The sequence below is a fragment of the Sulfurimonas sp. NWX367 genome (assembly GCF_039667065.1).
GTDB classification, from domain to species: domain Bacteria; phylum Campylobacterota; class Campylobacteria; order Campylobacterales; family Sulfurimonadaceae; genus Sulfurimonas; species Sulfurimonas hydrogeniphila.
The window spans coordinates 63,043-79,612 of the sequence record NZ_JALCZM010000001.1 but is presented as its reverse complement, the minus strand read 5'-3'; the positions used below and the strand labels follow the sequence as shown (position 1 = coordinate 79,612).

At 31.5% G+C, this 16,570-nt stretch carries 18 protein-coding genes and 1 tRNA gene; 1 reads left to right on the top strand and 18 read right to left on the bottom strand.

What is annotated here, in order from left to right; translation table 11 throughout:
- Positions 1 to 2: 2 nt before the first annotated feature.
- From kdsB to MNY28_RS00330, 12 genes are all read right to left on the bottom strand, one after another.
- Positions 3 to 782, bottom strand: coding sequence for a 3-deoxy-manno-octulosonate cytidylyltransferase (kdsB, locus tag MNY28_RS00385; RefSeq protein WP_346388541.1), 780 nt, complete (start codon positions 780 to 782; stop codon positions 3 to 5).
- Complete coding sequence (locus MNY28_RS00380; protein ID WP_346388540.1) at positions 779 to 1,546, bottom strand: aldolase/citrate lyase family protein; 768 nt, start codon at positions 1,544 to 1,546, stop codon at positions 779 to 781. Before MNY28_RS00380 ends, kdsB begins: the two co-directional genes overlap by 4 nt.
- On the bottom strand, positions 1,530 to 3,026 hold the full coding sequence (locus tag MNY28_RS00375) for an oligosaccharide flippase family protein (RefSeq protein ID WP_346388539.1): 1,497 nt from the start codon (positions 3,024 to 3,026) through the stop codon (positions 1,530 to 1,532). The genes MNY28_RS00380 and MNY28_RS00375 overlap by 17 nt, the downstream gene beginning before the upstream one ends.
- Positions 3,013 to 4,662, bottom strand: a complete 1,650-nt coding sequence (locus tag MNY28_RS00370) for a hypothetical protein (RefSeq protein ID WP_346388538.1) — start codon at positions 4,660 to 4,662, stop codon at positions 3,013 to 3,015. The genes MNY28_RS00375 and MNY28_RS00370 overlap by 14 nt, the downstream gene beginning before the upstream one ends.
- A complete protein-coding gene (pseI, locus tag MNY28_RS00365; protein ID WP_346388537.1) occupies positions 4,652 to 5,677 on the bottom strand; it encodes a pseudaminic acid synthase in 1,026 nt (341 codons plus the stop codon). Before pseI ends, MNY28_RS00370 begins: the two co-directional genes overlap by 11 nt.
- Positions 5,664 to 6,998, bottom strand: a complete 1,335-nt coding sequence (gene pseG / locus MNY28_RS00360) for a UDP-2,4-diacetamido-2,4,6-trideoxy-beta-L-altropyranose hydrolase (RefSeq protein ID WP_346388536.1) — start codon at positions 6,996 to 6,998, stop codon at positions 5,664 to 5,666. The genes pseI and pseG overlap by 14 nt, the downstream gene beginning before the upstream one ends.
- 2 nt (positions 6,999 to 7,000) lie before the next feature.
- Positions 7,001 to 8,314, bottom strand: coding sequence for an aminotransferase class III-fold pyridoxal phosphate-dependent enzyme (locus MNY28_RS00355; RefSeq protein WP_223176095.1), 1,314 nt, complete (start codon positions 8,312 to 8,314; stop codon positions 7,001 to 7,003).
- The gene (locus tag MNY28_RS00350) at positions 8,307 to 9,074 is read right to left on the bottom strand and encodes a glycosyltransferase family protein (RefSeq protein WP_346388535.1); all 768 of its coding nucleotides are present in this window, start codon (positions 9,072 to 9,074) and stop codon (positions 8,307 to 8,309) included. The genes MNY28_RS00355 and MNY28_RS00350 overlap by 8 nt, the downstream gene beginning before the upstream one ends.
- Positions 9,071 to 9,979, bottom strand: coding sequence for an aldo/keto reductase (locus MNY28_RS00345; protein WP_346388534.1), 909 nt, complete (start codon positions 9,977 to 9,979; stop codon positions 9,071 to 9,073). The genes MNY28_RS00350 and MNY28_RS00345 overlap by 4 nt, the downstream gene beginning before the upstream one ends.
- Positions 9,976 to 11,103, bottom strand: a complete 1,128-nt coding sequence (gene pseC / locus MNY28_RS00340) for a UDP-4-amino-4,6-dideoxy-N-acetyl-beta-L-altrosamine transaminase (RefSeq protein WP_346388533.1) — start codon at positions 11,101 to 11,103, stop codon at positions 9,976 to 9,978. Before pseC ends, MNY28_RS00345 begins: the two co-directional genes overlap by 4 nt.
- 1 nt (position 11,104) lies before the next feature.
- Positions 11,105 to 12,091: a UDP-N-acetylglucosamine 4,6-dehydratase (inverting) gene (gene pseB / locus MNY28_RS00335; RefSeq protein ID WP_151900714.1), complete on the bottom strand. Its 987-nt coding sequence runs from the start codon at positions 12,089 to 12,091 to the stop codon at positions 11,105 to 11,107.
- 133 nt (positions 12,092 to 12,224) lie between these two features.
- A complete protein-coding gene (locus MNY28_RS00330) occupies positions 12,225 to 12,581 on the bottom strand; it encodes a MarR family EPS-associated transcriptional regulator (RefSeq protein WP_151900715.1) in 357 nt (118 codons plus the stop codon).
- 371 nt (positions 12,582 to 12,952) lie between these two features.
- Between MNY28_RS00330 and MNY28_RS00325 the strand changes: the two genes are divergently transcribed.
- Positions 12,953 to 13,201, top strand: coding sequence for a helix-hairpin-helix domain-containing protein (locus tag MNY28_RS00325; protein WP_151900716.1), 249 nt, complete (start codon positions 12,953 to 12,955; stop codon positions 13,199 to 13,201).
- A gap of 137 nt (positions 13,202 to 13,338) precedes the next feature.
- Here the strand turns inward: MNY28_RS00325 and MNY28_RS00320 are convergent, their stop codons facing one another.
- From MNY28_RS00320 to mqnE, 6 genes are all read right to left on the bottom strand, one after another.
- Positions 13,339 to 13,887, bottom strand: a complete 549-nt coding sequence (locus tag MNY28_RS00320) for a Uma2 family endonuclease (RefSeq protein WP_151900717.1) — start codon at positions 13,885 to 13,887, stop codon at positions 13,339 to 13,341.
- A gap of 98 nt (positions 13,888 to 13,985) precedes the next feature.
- Positions 13,986 to 14,061: transfer RNA gene (locus MNY28_RS00315), tRNA-Phe, on the bottom strand.
- A gap of 61 nt (positions 14,062 to 14,122) precedes the next feature.
- On the bottom strand, positions 14,123 to 14,257 hold the full coding sequence (locus tag MNY28_RS00310; protein ID WP_346388532.1) for a hypothetical protein: 135 nt from the start codon (positions 14,255 to 14,257) through the stop codon (positions 14,123 to 14,125).
- A 200-nt stretch (positions 14,258 to 14,457) separates the two neighbouring features.
- Complete coding sequence (locus MNY28_RS00305) at positions 14,458 to 14,604, bottom strand: hypothetical protein (protein ID WP_346388531.1); 147 nt, start codon at positions 14,602 to 14,604, stop codon at positions 14,458 to 14,460.
- A 55-nt stretch (positions 14,605 to 14,659) separates the two neighbouring features.
- Positions 14,660 to 15,433 (bottom strand): glycosyltransferase, encoded by a 774-nt coding sequence (locus tag MNY28_RS00300; RefSeq protein WP_346388530.1) that lies wholly within the window; start codon positions 15,431 to 15,433, stop codon positions 14,660 to 14,662.
- A gap of 92 nt (positions 15,434 to 15,525) precedes the next feature.
- On the bottom strand, positions 15,526 to 16,563 hold the full coding sequence (gene mqnE / locus MNY28_RS00295) for an aminofutalosine synthase MqnE (RefSeq protein WP_346388529.1): 1,038 nt from the start codon (positions 16,561 to 16,563) through the stop codon (positions 15,526 to 15,528).
- Positions 16,564 to 16,570 lie beyond the last annotated feature (7 nt).

Sequence of the window (16,570 nt, the reverse complement as noted above, 5' to 3'; positions counted from 1 at the left end):
ATTTATACCTTAACTGACATATAGCTCTCAAACAACTCATCATCTTTCATAATCTCCACAACTTTATCCAAATCTTCCTTTGTATCAACGGCTTTTGTTTCATACTCTGTGTCTATCATTTTAACTTTGTCCCCATTTTCAAGAATTCTCATCATATCAACTGATTCTATTATTTCTAAAGGTGTTGGTTCCATTTCATTGTACTCTAGTAAAAAATCTCTAGTAAATGGTATGACACACACTTGTTTTTTCATAGGAACTTCTAAAATACCTTTTTTTCTGCTAGGGATTGGTTCTCTTGAAAAATAAAGGGCATTGTTATTCTTATCTATAACAACTTTTACTTCATTTGGATCTTCAAACTCTTCTACCGTGTTTAAATCGGCTACTAAGTTTGTAATTTTTATGCTTTTATCTTGAAGCATAGGTTCTACTGCTTCATCTATCATTTGAGGAAATGTCAAAGGTTCATCACCCTGCACCATAACCATGATGTCTACTTTTTTATTTTCATCTTGTTCTATTTTAAGCATTGCCTCCGCACATCTGTCACTGCATCTTTCGTGACAATCACTTGTCATTACGGCTTTTCCACCTATGGATTCTACATAATTATAAATCTCTTCATCACATGTAGCTACATACACTTCACTCAAAAGTTTAGACATTTTTACTCTTTTGTAAACATGCCCTATCATTGGCATTCCAAGTATATCTGCCATCGGTTTACCAGGAAATCTACTCGAGCCCATTCTTGCTGGTATTATTGATATTATATTCATTGTATTAGTCCTTCTTTTATTGTATACATACCTTGTACTGCACTATCTCGCATAAAAAAGTAATCTATCCCGTAAGCTAAGAATGTACAACCTTGTTCTATCTTCTCCTGTAATTTTGATGGGTCTGTATCTACTACATGAAAACCTGATGGAATATTGTGTTTTTTACAACTATCGAGTACAGTTTGTACAGCATCCTTTACATCCTCTCTTTCAAATTCTCCAGGGTATCCCATACTGCCACTTAAATCATAGGGACCTATAATGGTACCATCTATTCCCTTTACATGTATAATCTCATCTATATTATTTACTGCATCTATATGCTCTATTTGGGCTATGATTACAAGCTCTTCTTCTACCCATTTTTTATACTCGTCAAAACCTGTTCCGTATTTAGAAGCTCTGTATAATCCAACACCTCTTTTGCCTGTCGGTGGGTACTTTGCAAACGCTACTGCCTGCAGAGCATCTTCTTTTGAATTTACCATGGGCACTATGATGCCATCAGCTCCCATATCTAAAACTTTTTTTATGATTACTTCTTCATTTTTACTTACTCTTACAAGTGCTTTTATTCCACTTGATTGAATGGTCGCTATTAAATCTTGAGTTGTTTTTAAGTCTATTGAAGTATGCTCTGTATCTACTACAAGCCATTCAAAACCAGCCAAAGCCATAACTTCAACACTCATGGTATCGCCTATCATTATCCAACTACCAATAGTTAACTCATTGTTTTTTAGTTTATTTTTTAGTGACATTTTTTAACCTTAAAAAAAGTGTGTTTATCTCATCTCGATTAGTTGCAAAAACTTTTGGAAATATATATGCCCCTATTATAACAAAACCTGTATATAGTGTACCTGATGCCAAAAAATTTATCAAAGGAGAGGTAAAACTAAAAATATGACTTGATATATAAGCGATGACTACAAAAAATACTATGGAATAAATTTGATGATATACAAAGGACTTCATCTTAAAGTTTAAAAATTTAGCATTAAAATAAAGTTGAATATTTACACCAATTAGTTGAAGAATAAGCATTTTACCGGCAAGTCCTATAGCCCCAAAGTCTAAAATATATATCAGCCCAAAAGATATAAACATCCCTAGTGGCTGTGTAAATAAAGATATATTGCGCATAAGTTTCGTCTTCCCAGTAGCATAAAATACACTTCCACTAAGCTGCCCATAAGTTTGATGAATAGGGTACAATGCCATTATCATTAAAACAGGATAAGCATTTTGAAATTTTTCATCTGTAAAGATAGCCAATATATTTTCACTCTGTATAGAAATAAATACCGCAAAATATGCAGCTATACTATAAAGCATAGGTATATATCTATAAAAAAGTTTTCTCATATTTTCTAAATCTTTTTTCTCATAAGATTTACTAAATTCTCTAGTGATGATAGGTGTCATAGCAGAGGTAAATAAAAAACACATAGCTGCTAAACTATAAGCAAGACCATAAAACCCGGTTTGTTCACTTCCAGCTATTTTTTGAAGAAGCCAAATATCAAAAAAACCGGCAATTAGTCCTACTATGCTGTATATCACAAGAGGATGACAATATTCTATAAACTCTTTTGAGAGATTTAGAATTGAAAATTTAAGACTAAAAACATTTTCAAATATCCTTTTTTTAACAAACAGCCAAGAGATTATCAATAAAAAAGATATTAATGCAATATATTGAAAATAAAAATATTTATGTAAATCAAAAGCAGTAACATAAACAAAACACAAAAGCAACAAAAGAGATGCTATTTTATGCCCTATTTTTATAAGTTCCACTGATACAGTCAATGCATAGGCATCTGATATTTTAATGAATATTTGAGTAAACCATGAAAGAAAACCAAAAAGTAAACCCATAAAAATATATTCACTTGGTATATTTGGCAAAAGTTTTTCACTGTAACCCAAGCTTTTAACACCATATACAAAAAGTAATACTATAAACAATACTGCAATAGAATATAAGAAATAAAATGAGATAAGCTCTTTTCTAGTATGTCTAGCTGAGAGCTTTGTAAAAAAAGCAATAGAACTTCCCATATCTAAAAAACCAATTGCTTTCATAAAAAAATCTTGAAGATATACAAACTGCCCGTAAGCAACAGGACCTAATGCTTTTGGTACAATAGCTACTAAAATAGCACCTATAATACCACTTATGATATTTGCAAAGAGTTTAATGCTGTATCGTTTTTTTAGGCTATGTTCTTGCATTTAGTTCTTTCTCTAATATTTCTGTAACTAACTTTTTGGTATCACATTTTTTTGAAGAGTAATACTCTATAATGTCATCATATCGTTTTCTATTTTTTGTTATATTTTCAATATTTCTAACTTTTTCTTCCAAATCATCAACAGTATCAACTAAAATGAACATTTTTTTCATATCTTCTAGTGTCTCTTCTGGTAAGCAGAGAGGTGGTCCACTAAACAAGATTATATCTCTTTTATAGTGCAATTCTCTATTTATAAACTCTGACGAAAAATAGTCACTAATTATGTATTTACTTTTCGGAATTAAATTTTGAATTGGAATACTAAATTCTATAGTCACATTTGGATAATTCTGACTTAATTCTAAAAATGGTATATATAACATTGTCTCCAGCATAATACCTGGCTGTATTTTGATACATATATTTTTATCTTTCAATTTTACACCAAAAAGCTCTATTATTTTTTTATGTCTTGTGTATATATTATTTGTATCCGTTGAAACTAAATGAGAAAAATTATTTATTAACACTCCTGTATATGAATAACCGGTACAATATGTAATATATAAAAAATCAAACTTTTTTTTCTTTTCTTTTATTGAATAGTTAAAATTTATACTACCTACAGATTCAATTTTTTTAGCTCCTCTATTCTGAAATAATTCTTTAGTAAAGTCATTAAATACAAAGTTTATATCAGCAGGATATATTTCATTGTATTTTAAAAAAATATTTTCCTGTAAATAACTGCCATGTTGCATAAATATATTTGGAATTGAATTTTTTTTATTTATAAGTATTTGTCGATAGTTTTGCATCCTGGATAAAAAAGAAAAAGGCTTTATAATTATATATTTTTCATCATATTTGGTTAGATGAATAGTAATATCTTCTAATAATTTCATATATTGATTTTTAAATAGACTGTTTTTTTTATCTATTATAGTTTTATTTACTCTTCCTATGAAATCAAAAATTTGCTTTTTTTCAATACTCTCTTTTCTCGTTACCGGATTCAAATCATTATAGACATCTAAAAAATGTATCATATCATATGGTAAGCTTGTATCTTTTCTTAAAATATATTTATTTATAATATTTTCAAATATATCTTTTTTATATTTTAAAGTATTAAAAATATTTTGTAGTTTATTCTTTTTATAAAAACTTGCATCTTTATTTTTTATGTTTATAATTTTATCCACATATTGATTATCAAATAAACAACTTTTATATAATAAACAATTCTCTTCCCTTTTTATACCATCTACATCTGTAAGATAAAAAATTTGTCTATTTTCTTTTTTGGCTAATTTTAAATAACTTTTGAGCTGATTAAAATACTTTTCAAATGTTATCAAAAAAGCAAAGTCTCTAAATAAAAAACTCAATTCTTTAAAGTCATTAAAAATTTCTTCAAACTCTTTATATTCTTTAAATACATTTTTATGAAATTCTTCAATACTTACTATATCATGAAAAGTAATAAATTTTTTCTTAGCTTGCTTCAATAAAAAGCTAGAATAAGGGGTCAATGATAATATATTTGCATCAATATCTTTTAGATAACTACTTAAATCAAAACTATTTTGTTTAAATCTCATATCAACAATATATAAATATTTATCTTTCAAATCTATCCCCAAACTTATAGTCTTTATCAGATATCTCACCCAAAACATCTTTCAAATACTTAGGATGTATTCCATATCCTGGTCTTACACTCCTTACATTTTCTTCACTAAATTTTTCACCTTTTTTTATATTTTTAGCCACATAAAGACTTCGTGCAAATTGGCGAGATTTTTTCTTTTTTTCATTCATACTATAGTCAACTTTTCCAAGCAATTTCTCAGTATCTCTTATAGCTTTTACCATATCACTAAATTCTTGTTTATCAAGGCTAAAATCAACATCAGCTCCACCTACGCTTTTATCTAGTATAAAGTGTTTCTCAATCACTTTCGCACCAAGAGTAACCGCTGCTATAGGAGCAGTTAAACCTAAAGTATGGTCACTAAACCCACTAATAACTCCGAAAGTTTGTGCTAAATTTGGTACCATTTGCAAGTTTGCATCCTCTAATGGTGCTGGATAAGCAGAAGTACATTTTAATAAAACTATATCATCATTTCCCACACCCCTACAGATATCTACTGCATCCTGTATTTCATCGATTGTAGCAATTCCAGTTGAGATGATAATAGGTTTACCTTTACTTGCAGTGTAGCGTATAAGTTCGTAATCTGTTATCTCAAAAGAAGCTATCTTATACGCTGATGGATTAAACTCTTCTAAAAAATCAACAGCACTTTTATCAAATGGAGAGGAAAATATATCTATATCTATGCTTCTTGCATATGCAAAGAGTTCTTCGTGCCACTCCCATGGTGTATAGGCTTCTTTATATAAATCATATAAATATTTTCCATCCCACAATGTTCCTTGAGTAATTAAAAAATCATCTTTTTTACAATCAAGTGTCATTGTATCAGCCGTGTATGTTTGAAGCTTTATAGCATTTGCACCTACTTTTTTAGCAGCTTTTACTGTATCTAATGCATTTTGTAAACTTCCATTGTGATTTGCGGATAACTCTGCAATAACATATACCCCATCTTTTTCCAAATTAAAATTACCTATTTTCATTTGTTAACTCCATAATACATATGTTCTCTCTTCTTTTTACTGTTATAAATCCAAATTTTACATAAAGCTTTATAGCTTTTTTATTCTCTTCAAAAACTTCAGAAATTAATTTTTTAACTTTTAAAATTTCAAACCCATAGTTTAAAATCTCATTCATAAGTATACTACCAACCCCTTTTAATTTAGGATTAGTATAGAGACCTATATTTGCTGTTAATGTTGTTATCTCAGTAAAGTTTACTACGCCGAGAAATGAAGTATCTTGTTTCACTAAAAAATATATTTTATCCTCTTTTGATGAGAGTAAATCGATGTAGCTTAAATGTGCCTTCAAATTTATAGGGTCTGTGTTAAACATCCATTTTTTTATAGTATCATCATTCCTCCACTCTAAAACCATCTTTTTTTCATCTAAAGAGAGATCTGTAAAATTTACTAATTTTACAGAGATTATCTTATTTAAAGCTTCTGATGAAAATTCAGATAAAACTTTATAATGATTCTTTTTCAAATATTCATAGATGTTCTCCTGATTATCAGCCGTCTTTATAACCACAAAATCAACACCTAAAAAGTATACTTCATTCACCGTTACACTAGGAGTTATTATAGCTAATTGACTCTGATTCATAAGCTTTGCTATCCTCTTTGAGTTTATGAAAAGTGAGATATTTACTTTATCTTTAACATACTCCTGTAACTGGGTTAGATTTTTATTCGCAGTTGTTGTAACAAGTGCCACTTTTTTATTTTTTGGTAAAATTTCTAAAATTTTTATATTTAGATTAGCTGTATCTGCTCCACCCATTGCAATAAAATACTCATAAATTTTTTCTCGTTTTATCTTCTTTTCTTCTATAAATTCATTACGCAAAAGTGTATAGTCAGCCCCACATCTTATCTCACAAAAAGAAGGAACTAAACTTTTATATCTACTTTCATCAGCACTTATATTATGATTTAACAGTATATCACAATAGTGCTTTTCATAAGTATCATCAAACGAAAGAATTTTTAATGTTGGATTTTTGGTTTTTAATGCTTTTTCAGATACTTCATCTATTTCATAATGATCAATAACCAACAAGTCTATTTTTAACTTTTTGATCAAACTGTGTAATTCATTGAGCGTATTAGATTTTAAAAGTTCTATGGCATATCCTGCCTCTTCTATTCTTTCATTTGCATTCCCTTCCAGGTCCAAAGTGGCAAAAATAATATTGGCATTTTTATACTGCTGTGCCAATACTAAATCACGCATAATATGCCCTGTTCCTATGTTTGAAGATGAATCTACACGAAAGAGGATATTTTGATTCATACTTAATTCAACCTTTTGAATCCGCTGTGACAGACATCAGTTTCTAATAAATTTTTAATTTTTTTATTTCCCAGTTCACACTCTTTGATAATCTCAAAAATCGGTTCTAATTTCTCAAAATATTCATTTACAATATCCTTTGTATGTGCAATGGAAGCATAAAAAACATTAGAAGCTAAAAATCCTTTTTTTAGCATCTCTTGTGTAATATAGGTTTTATATTCTAATGCATCACTGCTCTCTATCATAAATCCACCCAACGGTTTAATACCCCACGTATTTATTTCTAACTCATATTTTAATGCTAAATCTTTCCATCTTGTTGTAACATCTGAACCAATCTTGCTAATCTTCTCCCAAGATTTTTCTTTTTCCATAATTTCAAGTGTTTTTAGTGCTGCTGTTGGACCAATTCTTTCTGTCCAAAAAGTACTGCTTATAAAAGTATCTTGTGTGGCTGTCATTATTTCTTTTTTACCGATACAAGCTGAAATAGCATAACCATTTCCAAGAGCTTTTGCAAAAACTGCCATATCAGGTTCAACACCAAAATTTTTATGAAGCCCTCCATAGCTCTCCCTGAATCCTGAAGTACACTCATCAAAAATCAAAACAATATTATGTTTAGTTGCTAAAGCTCTCACTTTATGTAAAAAACTGTCATTAGGACCTTCATTTCGTGAAACTTCCATTTTAATAGCTGCAATCTCATTTTGATTTTCTAAAATGATTTTTTCTAAACTTTCAATATCATTATAATTAAAAGGTAATGTTGTTCCGACCAATCCTCTTGGAACTCCACTAGGTTTTAACCCTGGAAGGAGATGTCCATCCAGGTTCTTATCACTGCTAAGATTTGTAGAAAGGTACCAGTCATGCCAGCCATGATACCCGCAAATAGCTATTTTATCTCTACCTGTAGCACTTCTTGCTATCCTAATAGCTATTGAATTTATTTCACCACCTGCTCGTGCAAATCTTACCATATCTGCCCAAGGATGAAGATTTATGAGTTTTTCTGCCAAATAAACCTCTTCAGGACAATTGAAAGTGGACATATTACTTTTATAAGTTACTTCTCTTACAGCTTCATCAACTTCATCATTTGCGTATCCCAAAGTATTTGTGCCAATACCCATAATAGACATATCTATATATTTTTTATCATCTAAATCCCAAACTTCACACCCTTTTGCTTTGCTGTAATATGCGGGCCATAGATCGGGTAAAAACATCTCTGGTCTTTTTGAAAGAAGTTGTGTTCCTCCTGGAATATACCGTTTTGCTTTTTTGTATAATTTTTGAGATTTACCCATTTTTTTGATCCTCTTGTAATGATTTTAAATAGCCCTCATTACGATTAATTTCACTATTGAGTTCTAAAATATCTAAATTATGTTCCAGAAATATAATCATTTCTTCAAATGTAAAATCATTTGTTTTGAAATGATTATAAATTTTCTCTATAACTGTAAAATCACTTGGTTCGTCTACTGTTAAACGCCAATTATTATAAATAATATCTTTTTTTAAATCCATAACCTTGAATTTACCGCTATTCCTAATATAAGGTGTTACATGCTCTTTTTGAGATATTTTAGTTGCTTCATAATATGCTTGTTTTAATGTTTTAAAAGTAAAAACTTCAGCATCAAGTCCATCTGGATAGATTGGTTTTACACAATTTGCCATATAATCACAATCAGCTATTAAAAAAGCATCTATTAATTCATCTATAATCTTAGCATCATGTACAGGACAATCTCCTGTTAGCCTGACAACAATATCGCTATCTTTTAAATCTAACTCATTACAGCATTTATAAAATCTTTCTAAAACATTATTTTTTGAACCACGATAAACTGAATATCCAAATAATTGAACTGTTTTTGCCAATTCATCATCGTTTTTTTCCAAACTCGTTAACAATATTAATTTATCTATTAATTTAGATTTATCTGTTCTTTGCAACTGATGAATAATCATAGGTATACCCAAAAGAGGTTTCAATACTTTTTTAGGTAATCTAGTAGAATCTGTTCTTGCTTGTAAAAGTGCAACAATTTTTCTATTCATTGCATATTCCATCTACTTGGATTAATTATATTTTCTGGAATATTTGAAAAAGCTCTGTTTATATTATTTAAAATTTCTTCCTTTAATTTAGGTAATTTATTGTAAGTTTCTATATTTTCTTTTGCCTGAGTTAAGCTGTCACATCCAAATAAAACAACAGCATCATCTGCTATACTTTCTACATATGCCATTGCAAAGTCTGCTATAGACAAATCCAGTGTTTCTCGCATACTATTCATCTGCTTTAAATACCCCTTAGCTTCCATAAGTGTCCCTGTTAATTTTTCTATCTCCATAAAAAAAAGACCCTGGAGAAATACAGAACGAATAAAAATCAATTTGTTAGCCTCTTTTGCTTTTTGAAACCAACTATTATTATTTGCCCTTTGATCAAACAGATTAAAAGGAATTTGAATAATTTCTATTGAAGTATTCTCTATTGCCAAATCAAATTCTTCATTGGTATAAATAGAAACGCCAAAGTGATTAATTAGATTATACTTTTTTAATCTATCAACTTTATCTCGATATTCATCTCTCCATCGAAAAAGTAACTCCCCATCATGTAGCATAAAACCAAATAACTTTGAATAACCTAATCTATCCAGTGAGCGAAACAGTATCTTTTCCACATCTGAAAGAAAAATATCTGATTTTACTTTTGAAACAATGTGAAAACTTTTTTTTTGATTTAATGCTTTGCCTAAAACGATTTCACTATCTCCATAAGCAACAGCTGTATCAAAACAATTAATACCACTTTGTGTTACAAATCCAACAATATCATTCACCTCATCTTGTTTCGGTTTACCACTACTGTTTGAAATACCATAATTCAGTCCAAATTGAACTGTACCTAAAGAGAGTTTGGAAATTTCATTCCCATTGAAATTTATATATTTCATTTTAACATCTCAAACAAATTCTCTATAATATATTCTTGTTCATCATCACTCAGTTTAGGAAACATTGGTAAAGAGAAACACTCTTTGTAATAGTTATCCATATTAGGCGTGTATTCATCTCCATAACCTAAACTTTGATAATAAGGTTGCTTATTAATGGGCATATAATGCAACTGAATACCAATATTTTTTTCTCTAAGCCTATGAAACAATTCTTCTTTTGAAAGAGTAAGTTTTGAGAAATCAACTTGCACTACATAGAGGTGATACGATGACTTGCCATCAAAAGTATAAAGTGGTTTAACTATAGAATCTTTAAAGGCATCATCATATTTTTTTGCTATTGTAAATCTTCTCTTTACAAATTGAGGTAGCTTTTTAAGTTGAGAGACACCTAAAGCACACTGCATATCGGTAATACGGTAGTTAAATCCAAGTTCCCGCATCTCATATTCCCAAGGTTTCATATCGGGGGTTTTAACCATTCCGTGACCTCGCAATGTAAGCATCTTTTCATAAAGCTCTTTTGAATTTGTAGTAATCGCTCCACCTTCAGCCGTAGTCAAATGCTTCACAGGATGAAAAGAGAAGATAGAAACATCAGAGTTTGTACAACTCCCTGCTTTGATGCCATTATACACGGCTCCAATAGCATGAGCATTGTCTTCTAAAATTCTAATACTGTAGGTATCTTTTAGATATTTCAACTTCTCTTGATTGACCATGCGACCTGAAAAGGAAACAGCATATATGGCTTTGATAGAACTGTCTTTTTTAAGCTCCTCTTCACACAGATCCAAATCAATATTCCCGTCTTTTGCAATATCGACAAAAATTGGTTTAGCCCCTGCATACAAAATAGCATTGGAAGTAGCCAAAAATGAGTTTGGTGTAGTTAAAACTTTTTCATCCTTATTTAATAAAACCAATGAAGCCAAATGTAAAGCAGCGGTACCATTAGCAACAGCAATACAATATTTCGCTCCACAATAATTACTAAGAGCCTTTTCAAATACTTTTACTACCGGACCCGTTGTTAAATAGTCTGATTTTAATACATCTACGACAGCATCAATATCATCTTGCTCTATAAATTGTTTACCATAAGGAATAAATTGTTTCATCTTATAAACTTTGTTCCATTGCTAAAAACTCTTTTTTACTTATCCATTGTGTATTGTTTAATGAGTTATACTCAAATCCTATACCTATATCTTTACCTTCCTCACCCAAAGCATTAGCTGTATAATCAACATGATGGTTAAATTGAATTGTTGGAGTAATAACATAATAGGTTTTATATTCGACTACCCTGTCATCAGCTGTTATCATCACCTCATGCATCTTCTCTCCCGGTCGAATACCTATAATCTTATGTGGCAAATTTGGAGCTAAGGCTTTGGCTAAATCAGTCATCTTCATTGAAGGAATTTTAGGAATAAATATCTCTCCTCCATGCATTCTCTCAAAATTATTTAAAACAAACTGTACACCATCTTTAAGGGTAATTAAAAATCTTGTCATATCGGCATCGGTTATAGGTAATTCAGATGCACCTGTCTCAATAAGATTTTTAAAAAAAGGAACTACTGAACCCCGACTTCCAACAACATTCCCATAACGAACTACTGCAAATCTTGTTTTTCGTTTTCCTACTATATTATTTGCAGCTATAAAAAGTTTATCAGACGCCAGTTTAGTTGCTCCATAAAGATTAATTGGACTCGATGCCTTATCCGTAGAAAGTGCTATTACTTTTTCAACCTCATTTTTAATAGCAGCATTTATCACATTTTGAGCACCATCAATATTTGTTTTAATACACTCTGTTGGATTATATTCAGCTGCAGGAACATGCTTTAAAGCAGCCGCATGAATAACATAATCAACACCATCCATAGCATATTCAACACGCTGTGCATCGCGAACATCCCCTATAAAATACCTCATGCAATCATCATTAAAAGATTGTGCCATTTCATACTGTTTTAATTCATCACGACTAAAAATAATTATTTTGTTAGGTTTGTACTTTGCAAGTATCATTTCTGTATACTTTTTCCCGAAACTACCTGTTCCGCCTGTGATTAATATATTTTTATTGTTAAACATTTTGTTCCTTTGTTCTCATAATATTAAATTACATATTTGTATAGTTTACTAAGAGTTTTTCGTATTTTTTATAAGAGCAGTACTCAGTATATCTAAAATTTGAATTGTAGTAAAAAATTTATTTCTTATTATCTTAAAAGGTGAAAAATTTTCTGTTAGTATTACATAATCTGTTTTTTCTATTGCTATTGTCATAGACTGTTTCCAACTCTCTTTGCAGTTCTTCATACTCAGCTTTTTTTCTGGCGATAAACTTTTTTGTAAGGTCTATTTTGGTTTTTATGCCATCTTCTGTCAAGAGGTATTTGTACTGGTTTTTATGTTTGTTAGCGAAAAAGTTTTCGGCTTTTACCAAGCCTTTTTCTATGAGGGCTTTAAGAACATAGTTTACTTTTCCTACACTGTATCCCAATTCATCAGCCAAAGATTTTTGACTTCTTGAGCTTTCTATCTTTCTAAGTACATTCAGTATCAATTCATCATTTTGCAATACGGTATTCCTAAAATTCAATTTTTGAATTATAATCTTTTTTTACTTATATAGTTATAAAATGTTCTCTTTCATTTCAATTTTTCTGGAATCTGTACTTTCTATGCTAAAACAAACTACAGAAAAAAACTAAATTTTTTTCTGTAGTGCCGACTGTTGTTTTTGTCATGCCACTCCCAGCCCACCCTAAAGGATGGGTTCCAAAAACAATAGCTTCCCGGAATCGGTACTTCAATGCCGACTAACAATTCCAGGTTACAAAAATACCCATTACTATTAAAAGCACACACAATATTCTGACAATTAACAATAAAATTAGCTAAATAATATTTTTTTATGTACACTGTATTCAAATCAAAAAAAGGATTTCCATGAAATTTTTAGCTATATTAGCCATAAGTACTACACTGCTTTTTAGTGCAGTAGATATAAACAATGCAAGTAAATCAGAGTTGACAACACTAAGCGGCATCGGTGCGAAAAAAGCTGAAGCAGTTTTAGCCTACAGAACAAATCACTGTTTTAAAAATGTAGATGATTTAACAGCAGTCAAAGGTATAAGTACTAAAACTGTAGAAAAGAACAGAGCTAATTTAACAGTCGGAAAGTGTAAAAAATAACTTAATTCCGCCAATTCTTATATTAAGAATATTGGCTAATAAACCATACAGTCTCAGCTGTTTGAACATTTTGCCACTCTCGCCCGCACTAAAAGTACGGGTTCCCAAATACTGTGGAATCAGTACTTTAGTGCCGACTATTTCCAAATTTTACTAAAATCAAACGGCAGTTCTTTGTTGCATTCATCAATTTTAAATGTCACAATCCCATCGCTAATATCACACATTTTTATATATTTGCCATTTTGAAGCTGGTACACTTTTGCATTTTCTTCTTGAGGATCAACCATGATGTAGTAGTTCACCCCCTCTTTTTCATACAAATCATATTTTACGCCTCTGTCTTTTTTGGCAGTTGCCTTGGACAATACTTCAAAAATAATTTTTGGCGCCTGTGTAATATAAGCATCATTTTTGGGTTCATGGCATATCACACTGTTGTCTGGCTGAACAACAGTATCTTCTGCAATTTTCCAATCAACAGGAAGCAAAACCTGACATTTTGGACAGTCTTGAAAAATACTTTTCAATTCCCATCCAATATTATTACTTATTTTCTGATGTTTAATCATAGGAGCAGGAGACATAGCGTACGGATACCCAGCTATCAGTTCCCACTTTCCATCCCATAATTTATAATCATCATACGTATATCGTGGTATTTCTTCTACTTTTAAAGCACCCATAATAAATCCTTGTAAAATTATTGTTCATTATAACAAAGTTTTACTTTTTATTTGAATGAGATATTGATAATATTTATTTTGTAATGATGTTCATGAGGTGGTGGCCTGTCTCGGAATCGAACCAAGGACACAGTGATTTTCAGTCACTTGCTCTACCGACTGAGCTAACAGGCCTTTGTGAAAGAGTTGGAATTATAGTCATACTTAACTGAATAGTTGCTTAGTATGAAGCTCTTCAGCGGTTTTTTTCTTTTTTCTTTGTCCCAACAGCTTTTGTATAGTTTTTTAAAACAATATTTCTGTATTTCTCCAGATCTTTTGTAAATACATACTGGGCATTATCTTCTACATATTTACCGTTGCTTACCAACTTTCTTGCTACTATCTCAACCTACCCTGCAGGATGTGGCATCCGGAATTGGTACTTTCTATGCTAAAGCATGACTTGTGAGAAAAAAACTTGATGTTTTCTTTGAACCTAGGTTTTAACCTAGGCTTTAGTCTTGAAAGACACAAAGCTCGCACTGAAGTACGGATTCCGAAAAAGCCGCTTAACTTAATGGCATTGCCCTAAAGGATAGGTTCCGAAAAACTGCACATCTCTCGGAATCGGTACTTCAGTGCCGACTGTTTCCAAATATCGGTAAAATCAAACGGCAGTTCTTTGTTGCATCCATCTATTTTAAATACTACAACCCCGTCACTTACATCACACATTTTTATATATTTGCTGTTTTGAAGCTTATACACTTTTGCATATTCTTCCTGCAGGTCAACTGTGATGTAGTATTTTATGCCTCTGTCTTTTTTGTTGCTCTAAAATTTTTCCATCTAACTCATACTGAATTAAAAGCCTTTTTTCTTCACTATTACATGTAAGCAGCAGTTTTTTGAGCACATTTATTCTGTATACATCCATATTTTTTCGAAACCCGAGTTGTGCATCATGCCCGGCATATTTTATAATAAGTGTTTCATCTATAAGCCCTATTTTATGCTTACATGTAATACGAAGCCACAGGTCATAATCTTCACAGACTTCTAAATGCTCATCAAAAAGTCCTACTGTTTCGAGTAAACTTTTATGAAGTATTACGGATGACGGAGCAATATTACAATATGACAGATTTTCTAAAAAAGCATCTTTTCCTATTTTTCTGTATTTTTTAGGTATTTTTACCGTAATGCCGTTTCTCACCCATTTTTCGTGCGTATAACTCATTAAAATATCCAGATTATGTGTATGAAAATCTACTTGTTTTTGCAGCTTTTGAGGGCAGAATTCATCATCTGAGTCCAAAAAAGCTATCCATTCGCTTTTGGCGATTTCTATGCCTTTGTTCCGGGCAGCAGAAACTCCACTGTTTTTTTGGTAAATGTATATAATGTTTGGAAAATCATTTTGTATGTTACATGTAGTATCGGTAGAACCGTCATCTATCACTATAATTTCTTTTGGTGTGTATGTTTGAGCGAGTACTGATTTTATGGCTCTTTTTAAAAGTTTGTATCGGTTATATGTTGGAATGATTACCGATATGTCCATTTTTCACTCTCCTGCCACTCCCGCCCGCACTGAAGTATGGGTTCTGGAATAACTGCATATTCTTCGGAATCGGTACTTTAGTGCCGACCAGTTTACCAGACCTTTATCTCATTATACACACTGTCACGCTCAACAGGAATAAAGCCAGAATTTTTTATCAATCCCGTAAATTCTTTCACATCCACCCCATTGGCACTCGCGGCTCCTGCTGCAGAGTTGATGGACTCTTTTTCTATCGTCCCATCCAAATCATTTGCCCCGAATTCCTGTGCGACAAGTGCAAGATTCACAGTCGATGTCACCCAGTACGCTTTTAAATTCGGCACATTGTCAAGAACCAGCCTTGCAATGGCATAGGTTTTGAGTATTTCATTTGCCGTAATCGGTTTGTCGATATTAAGGTAATTATTTTCTGTCTGATAGACAAGCGGTATAAAAGCGTTAAACCCACCCGTTATATCTTGCAACTCACGAATTCGCATCATATGATCTATACGGTTTTCACGAGATTCTACATGTCCAAAAAGCATAGTAACATTAGATTTTTTCCCGCGTTCGTGCCATTTACGATGAATTTCAAACCATTGATCTGAAGTCACTTTACCTTTACAGATGTAATCTCTGACCTTTTCATCAAAAATCTCCGCACCGCCGCCGGGCATAGAATCTACACCGTTTTCTACCATCAAATCAAGCACTTCATCATATGTAAGTCCATGATGACGAGACAAAAAGTCCACTTCTGCAGCAGTCAATGCCTTTACATGTAAGGCTGGATACTTCTCTTTGATTTTTTTAAAAATACCCAAATACCAATCGAGCGTTACATTAGGATTATGGGCAGAAACTATGTGAACTTCTTTTGCATCATGTGCAACTATGTTGTCGACTATATTCATAATTTCTTCATGGCTCATTGTATACTGGTTAGGATTTTTGCGTGTTGCCGAATAGGCGCAAAATTTACAAACATCTGCACAGACGTTTGTAGGGTTTATATGCCGGTTAATATTAAAATATGTCTTTTTACCGTGTAATTCCTGACGCTTTGCATCGGCAAGTTCACCAAGTTCAAAAAGGTCTCTTTCATAAAGTTTTATTGCATCTTCAAAATTTATTCTGTTATTCATTCTTTTA